Genomic DNA, 23,124 nt, shown 5'->3' with positions numbered 1-23,124 from the left:
TCAATGAGCAAACAAGACGAACTCGTCTTCCTGCCGCTAGGCGGAGTGGGGGAAATCGGCATGAACCTGGCCCTTTATGGCTATGGTTCGCCCGCCCACCGCCAGTGGATCATGGTCGATTGCGGCGTGACCTTCCCGGGGCTCGATTTGCCCGGCGTCGATCTGGTGCTGCCTGATATCCGGTTCCTTGCCGAAGAGCGCAAGAACCTCAAGGGCATCATCATCACTCATGCCCATGAAGACCATTACGGCGCGCTGGCCGATCTGTGGCCGGGCCTCAATGTGCCGGTCTATGCCTCGCCGTTTACGGCCGGCATGCTGGAAGCCAAACGTTCCTACGAGCGCAGCCGCGCCCAGGTGCCGATCACCATCTTCAAGGAAGGCGACCGCATCAATGTCGGTCCGTTCGAGATCGAGGCGATCGGCGTCAATCATTCGATCCCCGAACCGATGTCGCTGGTCATCCGCACGCCGCTCGGCAATGTCGTCCATACCGGCGACTGGAAGATCGACCACGCACCGTCGCTCGGACCATTCACCGACGAAGCGCGGTTCCGCGCTGTCGGCGACGAGGGCGTTCTGGCGCTGATGTGCGACAGCACCAATGCCATGCGCGATGGCGTCTCTCCCTCCGAAGAGGAAGTGTCGACCAGCCTGACCAAGATCATCGAGAACGCCAAGGGACGCGTGGCGATCACCACCTTCTCGTCGAACGTTGGCCGTATCCGCTCGATTGCCAAGGCGTCGGCTGCTGCCGGCCGCGAAGTGCTGCTTCTCGGCAGCTCGATGAAGCGCGTCTGCGACGTCGCCCGCGATGTCGGCTTGATGGAAGGTCTCAACCCGTTCATCGCCGAAGACGAATTCGGCTACATCCCGCGCGACAAGGTCGTGGTGATCCTGACCGGTAGCCAGGGCGAATCCCGTGCTGCACTCGCCAAGATCTCGCGTGACGAGATGCGCAATGTAGCGCTGACGGCTGGCGATACGGTGGTGTTTTCCTCGCGCGCCATTCCCGGCAACGAGAAGGCGATCAACGACGTCAAGAACGGCCTCGTCGAACAGGGCATCCATATCGTCACCGATAACGAAGCACTGGTTCACGTTTCCGGCCATCCCCGCCGCAACGAGTTGCAGCAGATGTACCAGTGGACGCGCCCGCAGATGCTGGTGCCGGTGCATGGTGAGGCTGCCCACCTGACCGCACAGGCCGAACTTGGTTTGCAGTCCGGCATCAAGACCGTTCCGCGTGTCCGCAACGGCGACATCCTCCGTCTTGCGCCGGGACCGGCCACCGTCATCGGCGAAGCGCCGCACGGCCGCATCTACAAGGATGGCAGCCTGATCGGCGATTTCGAGGAGATGGGCATCGGCGATCGCCGCAAGCTGTCCTTTGCCGGCCATGTCGCGGTTAATGTTATTCTGGACGCGCGCTACGATTTCGCAGCCGACCCGATCGTCGTTCCAATCGGCTTGCCCGAGTTCGACGATGAAGGCGAGGACATGAATGACACGCTCTACGACGCGGTCCTTGGTGCCGTCGAAAGCATTCCGCGTGGCAAGCGCAAGGATATCGCCATGGTGACGGAAGCCGTACGCCGGGCCATTCGCGGCACGGCCAACGACGTCTGGGGCAAGAAGCCCGTCGTCACCGTGTTCATCAACAAGCTCTGACAGCCGGGATCAAATTCAATGCTTGGACGTGTCAACCATATCGCTCTCGCCGTTCCGGATCTTGCCGAAGCGGTCGAGCGATACCGGTCGATGCTCGGTGCCTCGGTGACCGAGCCGGAACCCTTGCCGGAGCACGGCGTCACCGTCGTGTTCGTCACGCTTGAAAATACAAAGGTTGAACTGCTGGAGCCACTTGGCGCTGAATCACCGATCGGGGCGTTCCTAGCGAAAAATCCTGCCGGCGGCATGCACCATATCTGCTATGAGGTCGCAGACATCCTTGCCGCGCGCGACAGCCTGGTTGCCGCCGGGGGCAGGGTGCTTGGCGATGGCAATCCAAAGACCGGCGCGCATGGCAAGCCGGTGCTGTTTCTCCACCCCAAGGATTTCTTCGGCACGCTGATCGAACTCGAGCAGGTGTGACAGAAGACCGCGCGCCGGTACATATCGGCCGCAATATTTGTCGGGCGGATGCGAAAGCGTTATAACGTCGCTCCAACGCGCCATGCCAAAGAGGTGAGACATCCATCTCCCTTCCTTATGAGAGACCATCATGCCGATCTTTTCCACCTTCGCGATCTATTTCATCATCTGGTGGTTGGCGCTGTTCATCGTCTTGCCGATCGGCTTGCGGACGCAGGCCGAAGAGAACGATGTCGTGCCGGGAAGCGTCGAAAGTGCGCCTGCGCGGTTCCGCGCACTTCGGGTCTTCCTGATGACATCGGTGCTCGCCGCCGTTATCCATGCCACATGGTACGTTCTTTCGGTCCGGATGGGCTATGGTCTGGATTCAATCCCCCAGTTTGCGCCGAAGTTCTATTGAGGGATGATCGGTGTTGCCGTGGCTGCGACAGCGGCGGCTTACGGGCTGCGTGAAGAGCAGGCCAGGCAGGGCGCCACAGAATTGCCGCGATTCAGGCGACGGTGGTTTTTCATGACCCAGCGTTCAGTATAAAAAGTCAAAAAAAAACAAGGCTGAAAGCCTTGTTCTTAAAGTATCGCGTGATCCTTATCCGTTACCGGTGGCTGCGTATAAACGCGCCTAAGATCTTATCCTCCCAAGACTTGACCGCGAAATCGACAAGAATTTAATCTCCCTGCCTCTTTTGTGGGCCAAAACTAGCTCAAACATTATGCGTTGTCATCCGATTTTTTTGCATTTTTGCTACACTCTGGTTAAATTTTTCCGTTGACAACTTCTGTCAAAATCCTGTTACTACCGTGCCTTTTTGACGCAGGTATTTTCGTTTTTTCCCAACTTGAAATCCATGCATACTCCACCGCTCCTGCCAAACACGATGACGGGTTTTCTTCCTGCCGCGAAGCGTCTATGAACGCGTGAGCGCGGTGCATCCCCTTCTGGAATCAGCTGGATGGATCGTCGCGGCAAACAGTCAAACGGCAGTGTCTGGTTTGCGCGCTTGACGCGTGCGCGGCCTGCAGGCTCAACGTTATTTCGCCCGATTCCGACGATAGTGCGAAGTGCTTTAACTTCTGGAACCCGTTCATGCGCCTGTCCCGCTTTTTCATGCCCATTCTGAAGGAAACCCCGAAGGAAGCGGAAATTGTCTCGCACCGGCTGATGCTGCGTGCCGGCATGGTGCGTCAGCAGTCGGCCGGTATCTATACATGGCTGCCGCTCGGCAAACGGGTTCTCGACAAGGTTACGAAAATCATCCGGGAGGAGCAGGACCGCGCCGGCGCCGTCGAGCTTTTGATGCCGACGCTGCAATCGGCCGAACTCTGGCAGGAAAGCGGCCGTTACGACGCCTATGGCGACGAAATGCTGCGGATCAAGGATCGCAACAAGCGCGACATGCTGTATGGGCCGACCAACGAGGAGATGATCACGGACGTGTTCCGCTCCTACGTCAAGTCCTACAAGGACCTGCCGCTCAACCTCTATCATATCCAGCTGAAGTTCCGTGACGAACGGCGCCCGCGTTTCGGCACCATGCGTTCGCGCGAATTCCTGATGAAGGACGCCTATTCCTTCGATCTCAACCGCGAAGGTGCTGTGGACAGCTACAATCGCATGTTCGCCGCCTATCTACGCACTTTCGCGCGGCTTGGCCTGCGCGCCATTCCGATGCGGGCCGACACCGGCCCGATCGGCGGCGATCTCAGCCACGAGTTCATCATCCTTGCCGATACCGGTGAATCGGAAGTCTTCTGCCACAAGCACTTCCTCGATTTCGACATTCCGGCCGACGATACCGATTTCTGGGATGCCGCAGCGATGAAGGCGATCTTCGACAAGTGGACGTCGCTCTACGCCGCCACCTCGGAGATGCACGACGAAGCCGCATTCAACGCCATCGACGATGCCTCCAAGGTTTCGGCCCGCGGCATCGAAGTTGGCCACATCTTCTATTTCGGTACCAAATATTCCGAAGCCATGGGCGCCAAGGTCCAAGGGCCTGACGGCAAGGAGCACACGGTGCACATGGGCTCCTATGGCATTGGCCCGACCCGTCTGGTTCCCGCCATCATCGAAGCGTCGCATGACGAGAATGGCATCATCTGGCCGGCCTCGATCGCGCCGTTCGATGCGGTCGTGATCAACATGAAATCCGGCGACGAAGCCTGCGACGCGGCGTGCGAAACCCTCTATGCTGCCCTCAACAACGCAGGATTCGACACGCTGTACGACGACAAGGACGACCGCGCCGGCACCAAGTTTGCCACCGCCGACCTGATCGGCGTTCCCGTGCAGATCATTGCCGGGCCGCGATCGGTCGCCAGTGGCGAGGTCGAACTCAAGGACCGCAAGACCGGCGCCCGCGAAACATTGACGATCGAGGCAGCCATCAACAAGCTGACCGCCTCGAAATAAGGGACCAGGGAATGAGCGCTGCGACGCTAGAACAGGAAAAGGCCACGACCGCCAAGGCGCCGTCGAGCCGTCCGTTTTCCACATTCGAGCGCATGGTGGCCTGGCGCTATCTGCGCTCGCGCCGCAAGGAAGCGTTCATTTCGGTGATCGCCGGCTTTTCCTTCATCGGCATCATGCTCGGTGTCGCGACGCTGATCATCGTCATGGCTGTGATGAACGGTTTTCGCACCGAGCTGATCTCGCGCATTTTGGGCATCAACGGTCACATGATCGTCCAGCCGCTGGATGGGCCGCTGGATAACTATGCCGACCTCGCGACGAAATTTTCCGGCGTCAAGGGGATCACCATGGCGATCCCGATGATCGAGGGGCAGACGCTTGCCTCCGGTCCGGGCGGCGCCGGGACGGGCGCGCTGGTACGCGGCGTGCGCGCTGACGATCTCGCCAAGATGAAGTCGATTTCCGATCACATCCAGTCCGGCGATCTCGTCGGTTACGCCGCTGGAACAGGCGTTGCAATCGGTTCGCGCATGGCCCAGCAGCTCGGCATCACCGCCGGCGGCACGATCACGCTGGTGGCGCCGGAAGGCGACATCACGCCGATGGGCGTCAATCCGCGCGTCAAATCCTATACCGTCTCGGCGATCTTCGAGATCGGCATGTCGGAATATGACGCCTCGATCATCTTCATGCCACTGGAAGAAGCCCAGCTCTATTTCAACGCCGAGGGCATTGCCCAGTCGATCGAGCTGTTCGTCACCGACCCGGATCTGGTCGATGACCTGCGCCAGCCGATCGAGGATGCGGCCGGCCGCCAGGTGCTGATCAGCGACTGGCGTGATCGCAACAAGACCTTCTTCTCCGCCCTTCAGGTCGAGCGCAACGTCATGTTCATGATCCTGACGCTGATCATTCTGGTGGCGGCGCTGAACATCGTCTCCGGCCTGATCATGCTGGTAAAGGACAAGGGCCGCGACATCGCCATCCTGCGCACCATGGGCGCTTCGTCAGGCGCGGTCATGCGGATCTTCTTCATGACAGGGGCGGCGATCGGTATTGTCGGTACGATCGCCGGCGTGCTCCTGGGCGTTGTGGTCTGTCTCAACATCGAGTCGATCCGCCAGTTCTTTTCCTGGATTTCGGGCACGACACTGTTCAATCCCGAACTCTATTTCCTAAGCCAGCTTCCGGCCGATATGAACCTCGGCGAGACCACATCGGTCGTCGTCATGGCCATCGGCCTGTCCTTTCTTGCCACGATCTTTCCGGCCTGGCGCGCCTCGCGCCTCGATCCGGTTCAGGCTCTGCGCTACGAATAACGAGGGAATACAGACACGATGAATGCGCGCGTGGCATTGCAGCTTTCCGGCGTCGAACGTCATTTCAGCCAGGGCGAAGAAACCCTGTCGATCCTCAAGGGTGCGGACTTTTCGCTTCATGGCGGCCAGACCGTGGCGCTCGTTGCCCCGTCGGGCACGGGCAAATCGACGCTTTTGCATCTGGCTGGGCTGCTGGAGCGCCCGGATGCCGGCGAAGTCTTGATCAACGGCCAGTCCTGCGGTGCACTAAGCGATGAGCGGCGCACGGCGATCCGCCGCAATGAGATCGGCTTTGTCTATCAGGCCCATCATCTGCTGCCGGAATTCACGGCAATCGAAAACATCATGATGCCGCAGCTGATCGCCGGTCTCAGCAAGGCGGAGGCGCGCGAACGCGCGGCAGCACTTCTGGATTACATGCGCATCGGCCACCGTGCCGAACATCGCCCATCGGAGCTGTCCGGTGGCGAGCAGCAACGCGTCGCCATCGCTCGCGCCGTCGCCAATGCGCCGCTGGTGCTCCTTGCCGACGAGCCGACCGGCAACCTCGACCCGGAAACCGCCGGCTACGTCTTCGAAGCTCTGGAAGCACTGGTGCGCCAGTCCGGCCTCGCGGCGATGATCGCCACGCACAATTACGAGCTTGCCGCGCGCATGGACCGCCGCGTCACCATCGAGGACGGCAAGGTCGTCGAGTTGTAGTAGGGGGCGCTTGCCGATCACGGACGGATAAGGCCGCCGCGGTAGTCCAGTTCGTAGGCTTCTTGCCCATCGACGATGATGACCTCCCGTCCGCGAAAATGTGCGGTGTCGCCATCGCTGTCATCGACATAGAGCCCGTGTTCGTGGGCGTATCGCATGCCGCCGAGAAACCGGCCTTGCTGCGTATACATACTGGCAAGGGCTGCCTTGATGACGGCCCCGGCGCGGGCGCCGTCGAGCAGATCCGGAAGGATAATTCTTCCGAAATAGTTCATCGCCCAGATCGGTGTGCCTGTATCCCAGACGACTTCCTGCCCGGCAAAATCCGTTCCACCGAAATAGCTGTCGAGATAAGACCATACGTCGCGCACATGTCCGATGTCATGTGAGGCTTGCCGGCAAGAGGGAAGTGTTTTCCCGCCGCCCACATAGGCTTTCGCTTTAGCCTCGACGATGAAGGCCGTCAGTTCATCAAGGTTTCGCATGCCGCCTCTCCGCATGGTCGAAGCTGGAAAGGTGACACAAGGGGCTGCCTATTGTAAAGAACAAAAAGTGAACATATACGTCATTGTTCCTGACAGACTTTCTGACCGGCCTCGTCGTTCCAGTCCTTGAGGAAAATCAACTTTCCGGCGACCGCAACAGGCTTGCCGCTGCTCTTTCCCTTGCCGGTCAGCACGTTGAAATCGCATTCTGTCGTGTTGTCGGGGTCGAGCGTGTCGTAGGATGTATAGGTGTAGCCGGCGACGACGAAGTCGAAGTTGCGATAGGCGACCGTCAGTTTCTGCTCCCAGCGATCGCGGCCGACAGAATCATTGTGGGTGGTGATGAGGATCGAGCCATTCTCAAGGGCGGTGATCGACGGCGCCCGCCCGGCCATGGTCAAATCTCCCCAAACCTTGTTCGGTACCACGGTCCTCAGTTTCAACCGGTCGGTGTCGCCGTCATTGAGATAGATATAAACTGCGTTATCCTCGTCGCTGCCTTCGTCCGGCGCCACCAGCATGGCAAGGTCTGAGCTGCCGTCCTTGTCCCAATCGCCTGTCGCCGCAAAGACGATGCGATCCGGATCGATGGCTTTTTCCGCCTGCGCCGTGGTGGCCGTCAGGCCCAGGAATGCCGTCATGACGGCCAGTGACATCTTCATCGATCTTTCCCCTAGTCGGATTTGAGACGCAGACTAATCGGCCGCCCCGCCGGCGTCCAGATGCGAGTTGTCTGGCCTGAGCGCTCGGGTGAAAAGTGTTTACCATCTCCGTTTCTCAAAGGTCGAAGATTTGCAACAGCTGCTTGACGAGTGAACATAAATAGAACAATATAAGAACATAACGGAAAAGGGAGCCGACCAATGACTGACTTCATTCGTGATCTCGCCGCTTTGACCTCCATCGCCATGTTCATCGCCAGCTTTTCGATCATCGTCATCGGGATGTGAGCATGGCTTGAGCCGAGACCGCCAACTCCGCCCATACGCTGTGGTGCGGGAATGGACGAGTGGCGGCTGTGGACAAGGTCGATCGAGTTTGAAAATGCTGCCATGCGACAGATGAAAACTGGACATCTGCGGATGGAAACGGGATATCCTGAGGCCTTCACGGGAATCGGGGTGTGCCATGGCAGATGCGGTAAACGGCAAGCGGCAGGATAGTTCCGCTGAGGGCGGCGCGTCTCCCCAGTTCGTTCATCTTCGGGTTCATTCTGCCTTTTCGCTGCTCGAAGGGGCTTTGCCGATCAAGAAGATCATCGGCAAGGCTGTTGCCGACGGCCAGCCGGCGATCGGCATTGCCGACACCAACAACCTGTTTGCAGCGCTCGAATTCTCGCAGAAATGTATGGACGATGGCCTGCAGCCACTGATCGGCTGCCAGTTGTCGATCGACATGGAGGATGAGAGCGAGGGCGAGAAACGCGGCCACGCCCAGCACCTGGCCAAGCTGCCGGCCATCGTTCTGATCGCCGCGACGGATGCCGGCTATGTCCGGCTCGTCGATATCGTCAGCCGGGCCTATCTCGGCGGCGAGGGAAACCAGTCGGTGCGCATCGCGCTGTCCTGGCTGCAGGAAGGCGGATCGGAGGGTTTGATTGCCCTGACCGGCGCCTCTGGCGGGCCGGTCGATATGGCCTTGAAGTCGGGTCACCATGCGCTGGCGGAAACGCGGCTGAAGACTCTTGCCGCAGTGTTTGGCGATCGTCTCTACGTCGAGCTTCAGCGCCACGGCAAATATGACCGGCGCCACGAAAACCGTGTCGTCGATCTTGCCTACAAGCTTGAATTGCCGATCGTGGCGACCAACGAGCCGTTCTTCCCGTCGCCCGCCGAATTCGAGGCGCATGACGCACTGATGGCGGTGGCGCACAATGCGATGGTTTCGGATGACACGCGCTTTCGCCTGACGCCGGATCATTATTTGAAGAGCCGCAAGGACATGGCGGCTCTGTTTGCCGACCTGCCGGAAGCGCTGGAAAACACCATTGAGGTCGCCAAGCGCTGCTCCTTTGTCCTGAAGACCCGCGCACCGATCCTGCCGCGTTTCACCGGTGCCTCGGACGATCCGAAGGAAGCCGAGCGCGCCGAGGAGATCGAATTGCGCCGTCAGGCTGTCGAGGGTCTCGACGAACGGCTGCGAATGCTCGGCATGTCGGCGGGCTATAGCGAGACCGATTATCGCGAGCGCCTCGATTTCGAGCTCTCCGTCATCGAGAAGATGAAGTTTCCGGGTTACTTCCTGATCGTTGCCGACTTCATCAAATGGGCAAAGCTGCAGGATATTCCAGTCGGCCCGGGCCGCGGATCGGGTGCGGGCTCGCTGGTCGCCTATGCGCTGACCATCACCGATGTCGATCCCTTGCGCTTCTCGCTGCTGTTCGAACGCTTTCTCAATCCGGACCGCGTCTCGATGCCCGACTTCGACATCGACTTCTGCCAGGACCGGCGCGAAGAGGTGATCCGCTACGTCCAGCGCAAATATGGCCGCGAGCAGGTAGCGCAGATCATCACCTTCGGATCGCTGCAGGCGCGCGCCGCCTTGCGCGACGTCGGCCGCGTGCTGGAAATGCCCTATGGCCAGGTCGATAAGATCTGCAAGATGGTGCCGAACAATCCGGCCAATCCAACCACGCTCGCCAAGGCGATCGAGGAAGAGCCGCGCTTCCAGGAGGAGGTCGATAAGGAGCCGGTGATCGGCCGCCTGCTCGATATCGCCCAGAAGATCGAAGGTCTCTACCGCCACGCCTCGACCCATGCCGCCGGTATCGTCATTGGCGACCGGCCGCTGTCGCAGCTGGTGCCGATGTACCGCGATCCGCGCTCCGACATGCCGGTCACCCAGTTCAACATGAAATGGGTCGAGCAGGCCGGCCTCGTCAAGTTCGACTTTCTTGGCTTGAAGACGCTGACCGTCTTGAAGGTCGCCGTCGATTTCATCAGGAAGCGCGATATCGAGGTCAAGCTCGAGGCGCTGCCGCTCGATGACCAGAAGACCTACGAGATGCTGTCCAAGGGCGACACTGTCGGCGTGTTCCAGGTGGAAAGTGCCGGCATGCGCAAGGCGCTGATCGGCATGCGGCCGGACTGCATCGAGGACATTATCGCGCTGGTGGCGCTCTACCGCCCGGGCCCGATGGAAAACATCCCGGTCTACAATGCCCGCAAGCACGGCGAGGAAGAGATCGAATCGATCCATCCGAAGATCGATTATCTGCTGAAGGAAACACAAGGCGTTATCGTCTACCAGGAACAGGTGATGCAGATCGCCCAGGTCCTGTCGGGCTATTCGCTCGGCGAAGCCGACCTTCTGCGCCGCGCCATGGGTAAGAAGATCAAGGAGGAAATGGACAAGCAGCGCACCCGTTTCGTTACGGGTGCCGTCGACAACGGCGTCTCGAAGCCGCAGTCCGACCTGATCTTCGACTTGCTTGCCAAGTTCGCCAATTACGGCTTCAACAAGTCGCACGCTGCGGCTTATGCCATCGTTTCCTATCAGACGGCCTATCTGAAGGCGCATTTCCCGGTCGAGTTCCTTGCCGCGTCGATGACGCTCGACATGTCGAATACCGACAAGATCAACGACTTCCGCCAGGACGCCAACCGGCTCGGCATCGAGGTCATCCCGCCGTCGGTGCAGACCTCGTTTCGCCGTTTCGAGACCGGCGACAACCGCATCTACTATTCGCTCTCGGCCATCAAGGGCGTCGGCGAAGCGGCCGTCGATCATATCGTCGAGGTGCGGGGTGATGAGCCTTTCGCCGATCTCGAGGATTTCTGCCTCCGGATCGATCCGAAGCTTTTGAACCGGCGGGTGTTCGACAGCCTGATCTGCGCGGGTGCCTTCGATTGCTTTGGGTATGACCGGGCGGAACTGGTGGGCGGCCTTGACCGCATTCTCGGCTTTGCGCAGATCGCCCAGGCCAACAAGATCAGCGGCCAGAGCGACATGTTTGGCGCAGGTGCTGCGACCGGCCCGGAAAAGGTCAACCTGCCGCCCTATTCCCCCTGGCTGGCATCGGAAAAGCTGCACCGCGAATTTCAGGTTCTGGGCTTCTATCTGTCCGCCCATCCGCTCGACACCTATAACGAGCTGCTGAACAAGATCCGCGTCCAGACCTTTGCCGATTTCGCCGCATCGGTGAAAAAGGGGGCTGCTGCCGGACGTCTGGCCGGAACAGTAACATCCAAGCAGGAGCGCAAGACCCGCACCGGCAACAAGATGGGCATCATCGCCTTTTCCGATTCCACCGGCCAGTTCGAGGCCGTGCTGTTTTCGGAGGCGCTCAATCAGTACCGCGACCTTCTGGAGCCCGGCAAATCGCTGGTGATGACGGTGCAGGCCGAAGAGCGGCCGGAGGGCATCGGCATGCGCATCCAGACGCTGCAGTCGCTGGAAGAGCGGTCGCTGCAGATGCAGAAGGCGCTGCGCGTCTATGTCCGGGACAGCGGCCCGCTGCGCTCGGTCGCGGCGCATTTGAACACACGCGGCGACGGCCTGGTGTCGTTCATCGTCATCAAGGATAACGGCCAGCGCGAGATCGAGGTGGAGCTCAATGAGCGGTATCGCATCTCGCCGGAGATCGCCGCAGCGCTCCGGACAGCGCCCGGCGTCATCGACGTCGAGCTGGTATAGCGGCGGACCGTCAGGACTTTGATCGGGAACGGGTGACGGTGACGAAATCCGTGCCGGCGCCGGTTTCCTGGCCAAGTCCCATGTCCGAAATGGTTAGCGACGAGCCCTCGGCGAGCAGTTCCTCGATCCGCTGGCGCGTTTCGTCCGGAACGGTGATGCGGTCCAGCGTCCGTTGCGCGGCATTGAAAGCCGCCGGGTCTTCGTCAGTGGTGATACCGAGGCGTTTCTTCATCGGCCCTGACAACGTATTGTCGAGCGTCATGGCGAACCATTCGCCCTTGCCCGTGGTGGCATCGATATCCTGGAACTGGAAGAAGTGTGTGCCGAGTGCGACCTCTGGCCTGTCGATCCGTACAGGTGTTTCGAACAGCGGCTCGAATTCGCGGCGAACGAGAAGCTGGCCGTTCGGTGGCTTGCCCTTGCCCGCCCTGGCATAGAGCGCTTCGATGAAGGCAGGCGTCGGCTTGCCATCGACGGTCAATTTTTCTGCGGTCTGGAATGCCTTGATGGCATCGGTGGTCTGCATGCCCGCATATCCATCGGCCAGACCGGCGGCATAACCGAGTTCGTTGAGCAGGCTTTGAATATCCATGGTGATTTCGCGTGTGCCGCGATGGGTGATCAGCATCCGGATCGGCGGCAGTTTTTCCATCTCGACGGCAACCGGTTTTTCCGGTGCGGGCTCGATCGTGGCAACTTCGACGGATTGAGTGGGGATCTGTGAAACACTTGGCCGCAACGTCGCGTCCGACAGCAATGCCGGTTCTTTCTCTTTCGGCTGGAACAGCAACGGATCGGCGATCGCAACCGGCGTCAGCTGGCGATCGGATATCAGCACATGCTGGCCCCGGCCGGTCATCTTGAACAGCTGTTTGGCAAAGGCGTCCGGCAGCCGCACGCAGCCATGCGAGGCCGGATAGCTTGGAACGTGATTGGAGGCGTGCAGCGCGATGCCCGACCAGGTCAGCCGCTGCATGAACGGCATCGGGGCGTTCGAATAGATGTTCGACTTGTGAAACCGTCGTTTTTCCAGGATCGAGAAAATGCCTGTCGGCGTCGAATGACCGGCTTTGCCCGTCGAGACATTCGACGTGGCGACGACTGTGTTGCCATCATAGACCACCAGCGATTGCTGGTCCCGGGACACGACGATCTGCAGGGGAGCCTGCTCGCCCGCGAATGCCACGCTGGCAGACAGGGCGGAGGCGAGGCCGAGACCAAATGTAAAACGCAAAACCATGAGAAACATCCGGACGCAACAAAAACAACATCAGCCTAGCCTGAGAGGTTTAAGGAAACTTTGCTGCTCCGCGCGGAACACGGGAATGTGAAGCCGGTTATTTTCGCCGGCCCTTGCCGAACGTATAGCCGGTCTCGACCGTCGCCTTGCCGAATTTGTCGCGCAGCGTATTGATCGCGGCTTCCGCCGCCGCGCGCCGCGTCGCCTGCGTATCGACGAGATCGGGCGGATCGGCAAGGTCGGGATTGGAGAGGTCGGAGACACCGATGCCGATCAGGCGGAATTTCGTGCCGTCGGTCTCCTTGTCCAGAAGCTGCATGCCGGTGCGGAAAATCCGGTCGGCAAGCCGGGTCGGGCTGTCGAGACGGCGGTTGCGCGTCCGGCTCTTGAAGTCGGCGGTCTTCAGCTTGAGCACGACGGTCTGGCCGGCAATGTCGGCCTTGCGCAGCCGGTGGGCCACCTGTTCGCTCAACCGGCGCAGATGCGTCACCAGGTCGTCATAGTTACAGAGGTCGTCGTTGAATGTCGTTTCCGAGGAAACGCTCTTGGCCTCACCGTCGATATCGACGGTGCGCTCGTCCTGGCCGCGTGACAGCCGGTAGAGGCGCTGCCCCATCGTGCCGTAGCGCTTCATCAGGTCGGTTTCGTCCATTGTCTGCAACTGGCCTATGGTGCGGATACCGTCGCGCTCCAGGGTTGCCGCAAAGGCCTTGCCGACGCCCCAGATCAGCGTCACCGACCTGTCTTTCAGGAAATCCAGCGCCTCGGCGGCGCCGATCACCGAAAAGCCGCGCGGCTTCTGCAGGTCGGACGCGACCTTGGCAAGGAACTTGCAATAGGACAGGCCGACCGAGACGGTAATGCCGATTTCCTGTTCGATCCGCCGGGCGAATTTTGCCAGTGTCCGGGCAGGGGGATCGTGATGCAGGCGCTCGGTGCCTTTCAGCTCCAGAAAGGCCTCGTCGATCGACAGCGGCTGAACCAGCGGCGTCAGTTCCTGCATCAGGGTGCGTACCTGCCGGCCGACCCGCACGTATTTTTCCATGTCCGGCTTGATGACGACGGCCTGCGGACAGGCTTCCAGCGCCTTGAACATCGGCATGGCGGAGCGCACCCCATGGATGCGGGCGATATAGCAGGCGGTGGACACGACACCGCGCTTGCCGCCGCCGATGATCACCGGTTTGTCGGCAAGGTCCGGATTGTCCCGTTTCTCCACCGAGGCATAGAAGGCGTCGCAATCGATATGGGCGAGCGTCAGCTGATAGAGTTCGGAATGATAGAGCAGGCGTGGGCTGCCGCAGGCCCGGCAACGGCGAATGCCGGCCGGTTGGCCCGTGAGACAGTCTCGGCAAAACCCTGGAAATTGCTGCGCGTCTGTTTGCATCGATCAGAACAAAAGTTGAACATTTTCACGATACGCCCTAAACTGACGAGTCTCAAGACATGGGAAGGCAATCTTTGACCTCCCCAGGAAAGGTCAGCTTGAGCGATTTTTGTGCCCAGCGTCGGTTTTCCGGCCGGCATTCACCGCAGCAGATGCGTGCGGATGATCGCGGCTGCGTCCGTCCAGCTCTCCGCCTTGGCGATACCGTCGCCCGGATCGGGTGCCATCGCCCGGAACTGGTCGTTGGCCATCAGGTTGATCAGCAGGCAATCCGGCGCATGGGTCTGAACGGACTGCAGATTGCGCAGGATATCGTCGATGAAGACCAGCGGCACGTCGCGGGCATCGTGCAGGCGCTTGATGATCGGTCCCTTTGGCTCTTCGCTGGCAAGCAGGGGATAGTGCAAGCCGTGGCGGTCGAGCAGCGACCGGCGTGTGCCGCTGTGACGTGGCGGCATCGCGGTCAGGAAGATGATATCCGCTTCAGCGGAAAGCCCGGCCAGGGTATCGACAACGCGATCTGCCGGCGTCTGCCACTGGTCCTGCAGCCGGAAGAAAGTCTCCAGCAGTTCGCTCGTTTTCGCGTCCTCGACCGGCAAGCCGCTGTCAAGCTCTACGATATTGCCATGCAGGCGAAAGGAGCGGGGCAGAAGATCACGGCCGCACGCGCGCAGAAAGTTGCTAAATGGTGTCAGGAATTCAAGCACAACCTCATCGATGTCGCAGACGATCAGCGGCCGGTCGGTCAGACGGATATGGTTGAGATCAAGCGTATCCGTCACGGTCAGAAATCTCCCGGATTGTCCGGGCCAGACAGGATCGCATGGGCGCGCACCACATCCTCGGGCCGCGTGCCGGTCGCCGCGCAGAAATCCATGAGGGTCGGCTCATGGCCCATGAGGAAATCGACGATGCCGGCAAGGAAACTGGGGTCGGCGGCGGCTTGGCGCATGGATGATGGATCGGTGCCCGTCAATGCGAGGAAACGTCCGAGCAGTTCCGGTTCGTTTGCAAGCCAGCCGAGGATGGAAATCGCTGTTTCTTCGGATGGGGTCACGTCCAGATGTCCTTCTTGCATTCGGGTAATTTTCTACGGAATATTACCGGTTTTTCAACCAAATCGCTGTAGCTTCAAGCTTCCGGGGCGATGCGCCCAACCGCGCCGCAACTTATAGCGATGCGGCGGCCATGCAAGCCGGAACCGCAAATCAAGGGATCGAAATGCCCAAACAGGTTATGATTGTTGAAGACAATGAGCTGAACATGAAGCTCTTTCGTGACCTGATCGAGGCATCCGGATACACGACGATTCAGACCCGGAATGGTATGGAAGCCCTTGATCTTGCGCGCAAACATCGCCCTGACCTGATCCTGATGGACATCCAGCTTCCAGAGGTTTCCGGGCTGGAGGTGACCAAGTGGCTGAAGGAAGACGACGAATTGCATGTCATCCCGGTGATCGCCGTCACGGCATTCGCAATGAAGGGCGACGAAGAGCGCATCCGGCAGGGAGGCTGCGAGGCCTATGTCTCCAAGCCCATCTCGGTGCCGAAATTTATCGAGACGATCAAGACTTATTTGGGCGATGCCTGATGCAGCGCCAGGGGTTTCCAGCAGGAATGCCCCTCAACGATATTCTGGCGCGTGAAACGGCATTGAAAGTTGAACCGGCTTTCTGTTTCAGGCGCGTATTGGCAGGAAAGATTGCATGACTGCACGGATCCTCGTCGTCGATGACATCCCGGCCAACGTCAAGTTGCTCGAGGCGCGCCTTGTGGCTGAGTATTTTGATGTGCTGACGGCAGCCGATGGTTATGAGGCTTTGGCAATCTGCGAGAAACAGCCGGTCGATCTCATCCTGCTCGATATTATGATGCCGGGAATTGACGGGTTTGAAGTCTGTGAACGGCTGAAGTCGAACCCGCGCACGGCGCATATTCCCGTCGTCATGGTCACCGCCCTTGATCAGCCATCGGACCGCGTGAGAGGGCTGAAAGCCGGCGCTGACGATTTTCTCACCAAGCCCGTCAACGACCTGCAACTGATGTCGCGCGTCAAAAGCCTGGTTCGGCTGAAGAATGTCAGCGACGAGCTGCGCCTTCGCGCCGAAACCGCCCATAATGTCGGTCTGCAGGATATGACCTCTTCGGATCGGCCTGACGAGTTCGGCAATGTCCTGCTTGTCGATGGCAGGGGCAGTTCGCAGGAGCGCATCATCCGGGCCTTGAAGCCGGTCGCGGAAGTGACGGCGATGTCGGATCCGCAGGCGGCCTTGTTCGAGGCCGCCGAAAACAGTTTTGACCTGGTCATCGTCAACTCGAATTTCGACGACTACGATCCGTTGCGGCTTTGCTCGCAGCTTCGTTCGCTGGAGCGCACGCGCTATATTCCGCTGCTCATCATCGCCGAGCAGGGGCATGACGACATGGTGGTTCGCGCGCTTGATCTCGGCGTCACCGACTATCTGATGCGACCCGTCGATCCGAACGAACTCGTTGCCCGCAGCCTGACGCAGATCCGCCGCAAGCACTGCAATGACCGGCTGCGCGCCAGCGTCAAGCAGACGATCGAGCTGGCGGTGACCGACGGGCTGACCGGCCTGCACAATCGCCGCTATCTCGACAACCATCTGAAGCTTCTGATCGACCGCGCCCTTGCGCGCGGCCGGCCGCTGTCGATCTGTATTACCGATATCGATCGCTTCAAGAGCGTCAACGATACCTATGGTCATGACGCCGGAGACGAGGTGCTGCGTGATTTCGCTCATCGCGTCCGCTCGACGGTGCGTGGCGCCGATCTTGCCTGCCGGTTTGGCGGTGAGGAATTCGTCGTCGTGATGCCGGACACAAATGCAGATGCGGCCGCCGCGATTGCCGAACGCCTGCGCACGATCGTCGAGGACAGGAGCTTCGCACTGCCGAACTCCGATACGCCTCTGTCGATCACCGCGTCGCTTGGTATTGCGACGTTGAACCCGCAGGGTGATACGCCGGAAGCCCTGTTGAAACGTGCGGATACGGCGCTTTATCAAGCCAAGAACAATGGCCGTAACCGGGTGGTTGCCGCCGCAGCTTGAGTAGGATTGGAGAAGGGCATCGGCTTCTCACCGCTTTTTTCCACAGGAAAAAAACAGGCTGATTCTGACATCATTATAAGATAACCGTAATACGTGTTTTTTATATATATGATCGTGCTTGGGTTGTTAAATAGAGCGCTAATGTCTGCTATGCAGGCGGGAGAAGTAATGGGTAATTTCTAGTGTGTTGAAATAACATTTACAATTCAAATATTTAAATATTTCGATTGCCTTAATGAAGCTTTTCGCATTGCCATTTCGCCATTCTGTGAAGTAGTAATACTACTTTTAAAAAGCAATCTTTCAAGGATCGGCTCGCCGCAGAATCAGCGCTGGATGGTCTATTAGGCATGGGTAATTTAATCATGCCTATGCGCTGTTGCGCGCCGTCTTTAAGAATTCATTGATTTTTTTTTGTTTTCGGTCAATTCTCCTAGGCAAGGGAGAAAACAACTCCCAATATTTACCCCATGATGTCAGGTCCGCCGCATCTCCTGGGTCGTGGGGTTTGTCGGCTGATTTGTTGCCAATGCGGTTCCTCGTGCCGCGGTAGCGGTCAGCCGACGCCCATTAAAGCGCCGTCCCTGTCATGGGGACGGCGTTTTTTATTTGATCCAATTCCCGCAGATTGCCGCCGCACCAACGCCCAAAAAACCACAAGAAAAAGGCGCCAGGCTTTTCAGCCGGCGCCTTCGTATTCCAAAACGGAAACCAGATCTTACTTGATCTTGGTTTCCTTGAATTCGACGTGCTTGCGTACGACCGGATCGTACTTGGTGAAGGACATCTTGTCCGTCTTGGTGCGGCTGTTCTTCGAGGTCACGTAGAATGTACCTGTGTCGGCCGTCGACAGCAGCTTGATCTTGATTTTTGCAGCTTTCGCCATGGTCGTCCTGCCTTTACAAAAAAAACATAGCCGCGGACTTCCAAAGGAAATGGTCCCGGCAAACTTGGCGCGAAACTACAAATCGCGCCCGAAAAGTCAAGTCCGTTTTGGATTGAAAACGATTCTCACCACGGAAAGTACCACATAAAGCCCGAAGAATCCGGCGATTGCCCAGGCAAATCCGTTATTCCCCGAAATATCCATGGCGGCACCGATAGCCTGGGGGCCTGCCACAGTTCCGACTGCATAGGAAAAGATGAAGGCTGCATTTGCGGCCGCGAGGTCGGCGCCGGTCAGGCGGGAACCGAGATGGCTGAGGCCGACGGTGTAAAGGCCGGAGACGCTTCCGCCCCAGAACAGCAGCACGATTGCCATCAGCCACCAGTTGCCCTGCAGCAGGGGGAGGCAGAGTGCGCCGATCAAGCCGACGACGGTCATCAAGGCAAGCAGATTGCGACGGTCCGTCATGCGGTCGGACAGCATGCCGAGCGGAATCTGAAAAATGACGTTGCCGATGCCCATGACGGTCAAAAGCAGGGCAGCCTGCGATTCGGTGAAGCCGCTGCGGGTTCCGTAGATCGGAAAGAGCGACAAGCCACCCGATTCGACGGCGCCGAAAATGAACACGGCGGCGGTCGCGGTTGGGACCAGGAACACGTAGCGCATGAAATGCAGCTCCGGTTTCTCGTCGAGTTCCGGGCTTTCGTTGCGGGCGAGGAAGATCGGAATGGCCGCCAGCAGAATGACGCCGGCACCAAACGCAAATGGCAGGATGCCCTCGCTGCCAAGAATGGAGAAGAGCAGGGGGCCGGCTGCAAAGCCGAGCGACAGGACTGTGCCGTAGATGCCGAGAACAAGCCCGCGGCGGCTCGGCGGCGCCGTGGCGTTGATCCAGAACTCTGAGAGGACGAACAGCACGGTGATCGCGCCGTGGAAGACGACGCGCAGCGGAAACCACAATATGAAGTTTTCGATATAATAGAAGCCGAGCGCGCTGATCGCGGCAAAGACAATGGCGAGCAGCATCGTATTGGCGACGCCGAAACGATGGGCGATCTTCGCTGTGACGGTCGCTGCCGCCATCGAGGCAAGACCAGCCATCGCCGAATTCAGCCCGATCATCGTCGAGGAGATGCCGCGCTTTTCCATGATGATGCTGAGCAGCGGCAGACCGAGGCCAATCGCGATGCCAACGGCCGAGATCGCAGCGATGGCAGCAACCAGTGATGGCCAGTGTATTTCCTCAACCGGCGCAGGCGTGCCGGACGGCGGCTGTGACATGCAGTGAAATTCCCTAAAGGAGGTCGCGGACAAGGCGCCCATGACGCGTGTGGTAGAACGGCACCGGTCTCCCGAAGGGCAGAGATGCGTCGGATTGAAGGCTTGCCCTCAAGTCGCCAAGGATGATCCCGGTAATGTCCGGCAACCGGACCGCTGACACATCGTTCACATCAATCCATCTCAAATCTTCGAGCTCCCGGCTGTCGCGGATATCGCGGGGATCGACGCCCGCCTCGTCCGTGAACAGGGCGAAGAAGTGGGTGTCGAAACGGCGCGGATGTCCTGGCGGCGTAATCGCCCGTGCCATATAGCGCAAGTTTGTCAGATCGGGAAGGAAAGGTAACAGAGTGTTTCCGCAGTCTTTGGTGCCGACTGCGATGCTCGCCTCTTCGTGCAGTTCACGCACTGCCGCAAGCGCAATGGCACGCAGCCGGCTTTCGGAGGCGGCGTAATTGTAAGCGGTTTTGAGGCGTTCCAGCACATCCGGGTGGATATCGCCGCTGAAGGCGAGCCTATGGTCGTCCTTGTCCCTGCGTCCGCCTGGAAAGACGTGCAGGTTCGGCATGAAGACATGCGCCTTGTTGCGCCGGCCGACGAGAACGCGCACGCAATTCTGCGAGCGGTCGAGCAGCATGATCGACGCGGCTTCACGCGGCCGCGGCGAGCGAATTTTGACCATGTCCGAGGGCGTGTCGTTCACCGACCCGTCGCGGCTGGTGGTCACGCAGCCCGGTCCGGTACCGGCAGGGCGTCCGCCGGTTCGTCATCGTGACCGCCAAAACCGTGCATCTTCAGGGCCCATTGCAGGCCGACGACGCCGCCCTTGACGGGCTGCATCATGGCGAGCGAGCCGATGACGGTGATCGGCACCCAGATCGCCAGGTGCCCCCAGTTGGACATTGGCAGGATCATTTCGGTTGCCATGAAGCCGCCAAGCACGATGTGACCCATGATGGTGACGACGATATAGGGCGGAAAGTCGTCGGCGCTATGCTTGTCGAGCTGCTCGCCGCAGGACGAGCAGGCCTGCACGGTCTTGAGGAAACGGCCGAACAGCTTGCCGCTGCCGCAGGCTGGGCACTGGTTCAAAAGCCCGCGCTTGATCGATCGTCCAACGGGACGATCGGCTTCGCGCGTCTGCTCGAAGCGGACGGTTTCCGGAGTGCTGCCAGTTGCCTGCATGTCCATATCCTCAATCTGCGGACGCAAGGCAAATCCCTCACATCCTTTATCGCTTGCCGCGCGGTAGTCGCGTTCCCGGCATCTTGCGAGCGCCGCTGCGATCCCTGCGGCCGGACTTGTGGAAGGAGCGCGTTGCCGTCGGCATCTTGCGTCCTTCGCTGATCATCTCGAAGCGGAGCGCGCCGGCAAGCGGCACAGCTTCCACCAGTTTGACGCGGATCTGATCGCCAAGACGATAGCCAAGTCCGGTTTTTTCGCCGGAAAGGGCCTGATGGGCCTCGTCATAGATGAAATAATCGCGTCCCAGCGTAGATATAGGTACGAACCCATCGGCGCCATAGGCGGGAAGAGTGACAAATAGTCCCGCCTTGGTCACACCAGATATGCGTCCGTCGAATTCCTCGTTGATCCGGCCGCTGAGATGATGGGCAATCAGCCGGTCGACCGTATCGCGCTCGGCGGCCATCGCCCGGCGCTCGAATGTGGAAATTTCGGCCGCGATATCGTTGAGCGCCGCTTCCTCGGCCGGCGTGATGCCGCCTTCGCCGAGCCCCAGCGTACCGACCAGCGCGCGGTGCACGATCAGATCGGCGTAGCGGCGGATCGGCGAAGTGAAGTGCGCGTATTTCATCAGATTGAGGCCGAAATGGCCGATATTTTCCGGGCTATAGATCGCCTGGCTTTGCGAGCGCAGCACCATCTCGTTGACCATCGTCTCGTAAGGCTTATCGACGGCCTGGGACAGAATGCCGTTGAAATGGTTGGAGCGCAGATTGCCGCCCTTGACGAGCGAGAGATCGAGCGTTGCCAGAAACTCGCGCAGCGTCTCCTGCTTGGCGAGCGAGGGCGCATCATGGACGCGGTACACCAGCGGCTGGCGCTTGATCTCCAGCGTCTCGGCAGCGGCCACATTGGCCTGGATCATCATCTCCTCGATCAGCTTGTGGGCGTCGAGGCGATCCGGCACGAAGACGCGGTCGACGGTGCCGTCGGCTTTCAGGACGATCTTGCGTTCGGGCATGTTAAGTTCGAGCGGCTGGCGCCGTTCGCGGCCGCGCGTCAGGATCGCGTAGGCGTTCCATAACGGCTTCAGGATCGGTTCCAGCAACGGCCCGGTCTGATCGTCCGGGTTGCCGTCGATCGCCGCCTGTGCCTGATTGTAGGAGAGCTTGGCAGCGCTCTTCATCATGATGCGATGGAAGGTATGGCCAGCCTTGCGGCCTTCCTTCGAGAACCGCATCCGCACGGCGAGCGCCGGCCGGTCTACACCCTGTTTCAACGAGCACAATTCGTTGGAAATCCGCTCAGGCAGCATCGGCACGACGCGGTCGGGAAAATAGACGGAATTGCCGCGCTTGGCGGCTTCGTGATCGAGCGCCGATTTCGGCCGTACATACCAGGAGACATCGGCGATCGCGACGGTGACGACGACGCCGCCTTCATTATCGGGCGATGGGTCGGGCTCGGCATGGACGGCGTCGTCATGGTCCTTGGCGTCGGCAGGATCGATGGTGATCAGCGGCAGCGAGCGCCAGTCCTCGCGATGCGACATGGTGGCGGGACCGGCAGCATCGGCTTCCTTAATGACGCTGTCGGGGAAGATATAGGGAATGCCATGGGCATGAATGGCGATCATCGAGATGGCTTTTTCGGTGGCAACCGAGCCTATGACGGTCTTGACTGCGGCGCGCGGCAGGCCGAAGCGGCCGGAGCGGACGATTTCGACCTCGACCAGATCGCCGTCCTTGGCCGGCCCCTGATGCTCGGCATCGACCTGCATTTCCTCGCCGCGCTTCTCGATCGGCATGATCCGGCCGCCGCCATCCGGCGAAGCGCGAAAGACGCCAAGGGCCGCGTTATTATTGCGCTTGCGGTCGAGCACCTTGATGATGCGCGCCGTATAGGCCGGGCCACCGCGATCCTTGGCTGGAAAGATTTTGGCCAGAACTCGGTCGCCAATGCCGCCGACCGGCATCTTGCCCTTCGACTGGCCGACGCTCGACTGACGGATCGACACGGCGGGTGCAACGCCCGCGTCATCCGGCCATTCGGCCGGACGGCCGATCAGTTCGCCATCCTTGTCGCGGGTGGTGATGTCCAGAACGGTGACGGGGGGCAGGGCGCCGGGGCGCACCAGTGAATTCCGCTTCTTTTCTAGAAGCCCGTCCTGTTCCATTTCGCGCAGCAGGGATTTCAGCTCGATGCGCGTTTCACCCTTCAGGCCAAAAGCCTTGTAGATTTCGCGCTTGGAGGCCTTGTCCGGATTTTCCGAAATGAAGCGCATCAACACGTCGCGCGGGGGCACAGCGCCGTGGATGATCACGGTGTCATCGGCCGGCATGATGGCCTTCTTGCCCGCGCGTCCGATCCGGACTGCGGGTTTTCCGGGCCGTTCGGTTCGATCGCGCGGGTTTTTGGTCACGT

Annotated in this window: 20 protein-coding genes; 9 read left to right on the top strand and 11 right to left on the bottom strand. The window is 59.8% G+C overall.

The features are described from left to right. Positions 1–3: 3 nt before the first annotated feature. The 6 genes from ACP7BS_RS22505 to ACP7BS_RS22480 all read left to right on the top strand — a co-directional run bounded on the left by ACP7BS_RS22505 (position 4) and on the right by ACP7BS_RS22480 (position 6,528). Positions 4–1,671, top strand: a complete 1,668-nt coding sequence (locus ACP7BS_RS22505) for a ribonuclease J (protein WP_426230003.1) — start codon at positions 4–6, stop codon at positions 1,669–1,671. An 18-nt stretch (positions 1,672–1,689) separates the two neighbouring features. Further along, positions 1,690–2,094 (top strand): methylmalonyl-CoA epimerase, encoded by a 405-nt coding sequence (gene mce / locus ACP7BS_RS22500; protein WP_426239885.1) that lies wholly within the window; start codon positions 1,690–1,692, stop codon positions 2,092–2,094. A gap of 130 nt (positions 2,095–2,224) precedes the next feature. Then, positions 2,225–2,494: a DUF1467 family protein gene (locus ACP7BS_RS22495; RefSeq protein WP_426239884.1), complete on the top strand. Its 270-nt coding sequence runs from the start codon at positions 2,225–2,227 to the stop codon at positions 2,492–2,494. Between the two features lie 684 nt (positions 2,495–3,178). Next, positions 3,179–4,507, top strand: coding sequence for a proline--tRNA ligase (gene proS / locus ACP7BS_RS22490; protein WP_426230006.1), 1,329 nt, complete (start codon positions 3,179–3,181; stop codon positions 4,505–4,507). Positions 4,508–4,518: 11 nt separating this feature from the next. Next, complete coding sequence (locus ACP7BS_RS22485; protein WP_426230007.1) at positions 4,519–5,826, top strand: lipoprotein-releasing ABC transporter permease subunit; 1,308 nt, start codon at positions 4,519–4,521, stop codon at positions 5,824–5,826. Positions 5,827–5,844: 18 nt separating this feature from the next. After that, a complete protein-coding gene (locus ACP7BS_RS22480) occupies positions 5,845–6,528 on the top strand; it encodes an ABC transporter ATP-binding protein (RefSeq protein ID WP_113245935.1) in 684 nt (227 codons plus the stop codon). 17 nt (positions 6,529–6,545) lie between these two features. Here ACP7BS_RS22480 and ACP7BS_RS22475 read toward each other — a convergent pair whose 3' ends face one another. Next, entirely contained in the window at positions 6,546–7,013 is a 468-nt protein-coding gene (locus ACP7BS_RS22475) for a DUF5680 domain-containing protein (RefSeq protein ID WP_426239883.1), read from the bottom strand. Between the two features lie 80 nt (positions 7,014–7,093). Continuing rightward, on the bottom strand, positions 7,094–7,675 hold the full coding sequence (locus ACP7BS_RS22470; RefSeq protein WP_426239882.1) for a hypothetical protein: 582 nt from the start codon (positions 7,673–7,675) through the stop codon (positions 7,094–7,096). Positions 7,676–8,141: 466 nt separating this feature from the next. Here ACP7BS_RS22470 and dnaE point away from each other — a divergent pair, with 466 nt between their 5' ends. Next, entirely contained in the window at positions 8,142–11,648 is a 3,507-nt protein-coding gene (gene dnaE / locus ACP7BS_RS22465) for a DNA polymerase III subunit alpha (RefSeq protein WP_426239881.1), read from the top strand. 10 nt (positions 11,649–11,658) lie between these two features. Here the strand turns inward: dnaE and ACP7BS_RS22460 are convergent, their stop codons facing one another. The 4 genes from ACP7BS_RS22460 to ACP7BS_RS22445 form a co-directional block, all read right to left on the bottom strand. Next, positions 11,659–12,882, bottom strand: coding sequence for a L,D-transpeptidase family protein (locus ACP7BS_RS22460; RefSeq protein WP_426239950.1), 1,224 nt, complete (start codon positions 12,880–12,882; stop codon positions 11,659–11,661). A 103-nt stretch (positions 12,883–12,985) separates the two neighbouring features. Next, on the bottom strand, positions 12,986–14,275 hold the full coding sequence (locus tag ACP7BS_RS22455; protein WP_426230011.1) for a DNA polymerase IV: 1,290 nt from the start codon (positions 14,273–14,275) through the stop codon (positions 12,986–12,988). A gap of 140 nt (positions 14,276–14,415) precedes the next feature. Then, entirely contained in the window at positions 14,416–15,063 is a 648-nt protein-coding gene (locus ACP7BS_RS22450; RefSeq protein WP_426239949.1) for a hypothetical protein, read from the bottom strand. Further along, the gene (locus ACP7BS_RS22445; protein ID WP_426239879.1) at positions 15,060–15,332 is read right to left on the bottom strand and encodes a DUF3572 domain-containing protein; all 273 of its coding nucleotides are present in this window, start codon (positions 15,330–15,332) and stop codon (positions 15,060–15,062) included. The genes ACP7BS_RS22450 and ACP7BS_RS22445 overlap by 4 nt, the downstream gene beginning before the upstream one ends. Before the next feature lie 164 nt (positions 15,333–15,496). Here ACP7BS_RS22445 and ACP7BS_RS22440 point away from each other — a divergent pair, with 164 nt between their 5' ends. Both ACP7BS_RS22440 and ACP7BS_RS22435 read left to right on the top strand, forming a co-directional pair. Next, positions 15,497–15,868, top strand: a complete 372-nt coding sequence (locus tag ACP7BS_RS22440; protein ID WP_003547430.1) for a response regulator — start codon at positions 15,497–15,499, stop codon at positions 15,866–15,868. 115 nt (positions 15,869–15,983) lie between these two features. Next, positions 15,984–17,351 carry a PleD family two-component system response regulator gene (locus tag ACP7BS_RS22435; RefSeq protein ID WP_426239878.1) on the top strand — a complete coding sequence of 456 codons (1,368 nt, stop codon included), beginning with the start codon at positions 15,984–15,986 and terminating at the stop codon, positions 17,349–17,351. Between the two features lie 718 nt (positions 17,352–18,069). Here ACP7BS_RS22435 and rpmG read toward each other — a convergent pair. From rpmG to rnr, 5 genes are all read right to left on the bottom strand, one after another. Further along, on the bottom strand, positions 18,070–18,237 hold the full coding sequence (gene rpmG / locus ACP7BS_RS22430) for a 50S ribosomal protein L33 (RefSeq protein ID WP_037107821.1): 168 nt from the start codon (positions 18,235–18,237) through the stop codon (positions 18,070–18,072). A 96-nt stretch (positions 18,238–18,333) separates the two neighbouring features. Then, positions 18,334–19,518, bottom strand: a complete 1,185-nt coding sequence (locus ACP7BS_RS22425) for an MFS transporter (protein WP_426230014.1) — start codon at positions 19,516–19,518, stop codon at positions 18,334–18,336. Positions 19,519–19,531: 13 nt separating this feature from the next. After that, positions 19,532–20,197, bottom strand: a complete 666-nt coding sequence (locus ACP7BS_RS22420) for an NUDIX hydrolase (protein WP_426239948.1) — start codon at positions 20,195–20,197, stop codon at positions 19,532–19,534. Between the two features lie 41 nt (positions 20,198–20,238). After that, a complete protein-coding gene (locus tag ACP7BS_RS22415) occupies positions 20,239–20,700 on the bottom strand; it encodes a DUF983 domain-containing protein (protein ID WP_426239877.1) in 462 nt (153 codons plus the stop codon). A 46-nt stretch (positions 20,701–20,746) separates the two neighbouring features. Continuing rightward, positions 20,747–23,122 (bottom strand): ribonuclease R, encoded by a 2,376-nt coding sequence (gene rnr, locus ACP7BS_RS22410; protein WP_426239876.1) that lies wholly within the window; start codon positions 23,120–23,122, stop codon positions 20,747–20,749. Positions 23,123–23,124 lie beyond the last annotated feature (2 nt).

The organism is Pararhizobium sp. DWP1-1-3 (assembly GCF_049896125.1).
Lineage (GTDB): Bacteria > Pseudomonadota > Alphaproteobacteria > Rhizobiales > Rhizobiaceae > Pararhizobium.
This window is presented reverse-complemented; position numbering and strand designations above follow the sequence as displayed.

Bases quoted from the DNA above. Each gene is read 5' to 3' on its own strand.
- ACP7BS_RS22505 (WP_426230003.1), top strand. From the start codon at position 4: ATGAGCAAACAAGACGAACTCGTCTTCCTGCCGCTAGGCGGAGTGGGG.
- mce (WP_426239885.1), top strand. From the start codon at position 1,690: ATGCTTGGACGTGTCAACCATATCGCTCTCGCCGTTCCGGATCTTGCC.
- ACP7BS_RS22495 (WP_426239884.1), top strand. From the start codon at position 2,225: ATGCCGATCTTTTCCACCTTCGCGATCTATTTCATCATCTGGTGGTTG.
- proS (WP_426230006.1), top strand. From the start codon at position 3,179: ATGCGCCTGTCCCGCTTTTTCATGCCCATTCTGAAGGAAACCCCGAAG.
- ACP7BS_RS22485 (WP_426230007.1), top strand. From the start codon at position 4,519: ATGAGCGCTGCGACGCTAGAACAGGAAAAGGCCACGACCGCCAAGGCG.
- ACP7BS_RS22480 (WP_113245935.1), top strand. From the start codon at position 5,845: ATGAATGCGCGCGTGGCATTGCAGCTTTCCGGCGTCGAACGTCATTTC.
- ACP7BS_RS22475 (WP_426239883.1), bottom strand. From the start codon at position 7,013: ATGCGAAACCTTGATGAACTGACGGCCTTCATCGTCGAGGCTAAAGCG.
- ACP7BS_RS22470 (WP_426239882.1), bottom strand. From the start codon at position 7,675: ATGAAGATGTCACTGGCCGTCATGACGGCATTCCTGGGCCTGACGGCC.
- dnaE (WP_426239881.1), top strand. From the start codon at position 8,142: ATGGCAGATGCGGTAAACGGCAAGCGGCAGGATAGTTCCGCTGAGGGC.
- ACP7BS_RS22455 (WP_426230011.1), bottom strand. From the start codon at position 14,275: ATGCAAACAGACGCGCAGCAATTTCCAGGGTTTTGCCGAGACTGTCTC.
- ACP7BS_RS22440 (WP_003547430.1), top strand. From the start codon at position 15,497: ATGCCCAAACAGGTTATGATTGTTGAAGACAATGAGCTGAACATGAAG.
- ACP7BS_RS22435 (WP_426239878.1), top strand. From the start codon at position 15,984: ATGACTGCACGGATCCTCGTCGTCGATGACATCCCGGCCAACGTCAAG.
- rpmG (WP_037107821.1), bottom strand. From the start codon at position 18,237: ATGGCGAAAGCTGCAAAAATCAAGATCAAGCTGCTGTCGACGGCCGAC.
- ACP7BS_RS22425 (WP_426230014.1), bottom strand. From the start codon at position 19,518: ATGTCACAGCCGCCGTCCGGCACGCCTGCGCCGGTTGAGGAAATACAC.
- ACP7BS_RS22420 (WP_426239948.1), bottom strand. From the start codon at position 20,197: ATGGTCAAAATTCGCTCGCCGCGGCCGCGTGAAGCCGCGTCGATCATG.
- ACP7BS_RS22415 (WP_426239877.1), bottom strand. From the start codon at position 20,700: ATGCAGGCAACTGGCAGCACTCCGGAAACCGTCCGCTTCGAGCAGACG.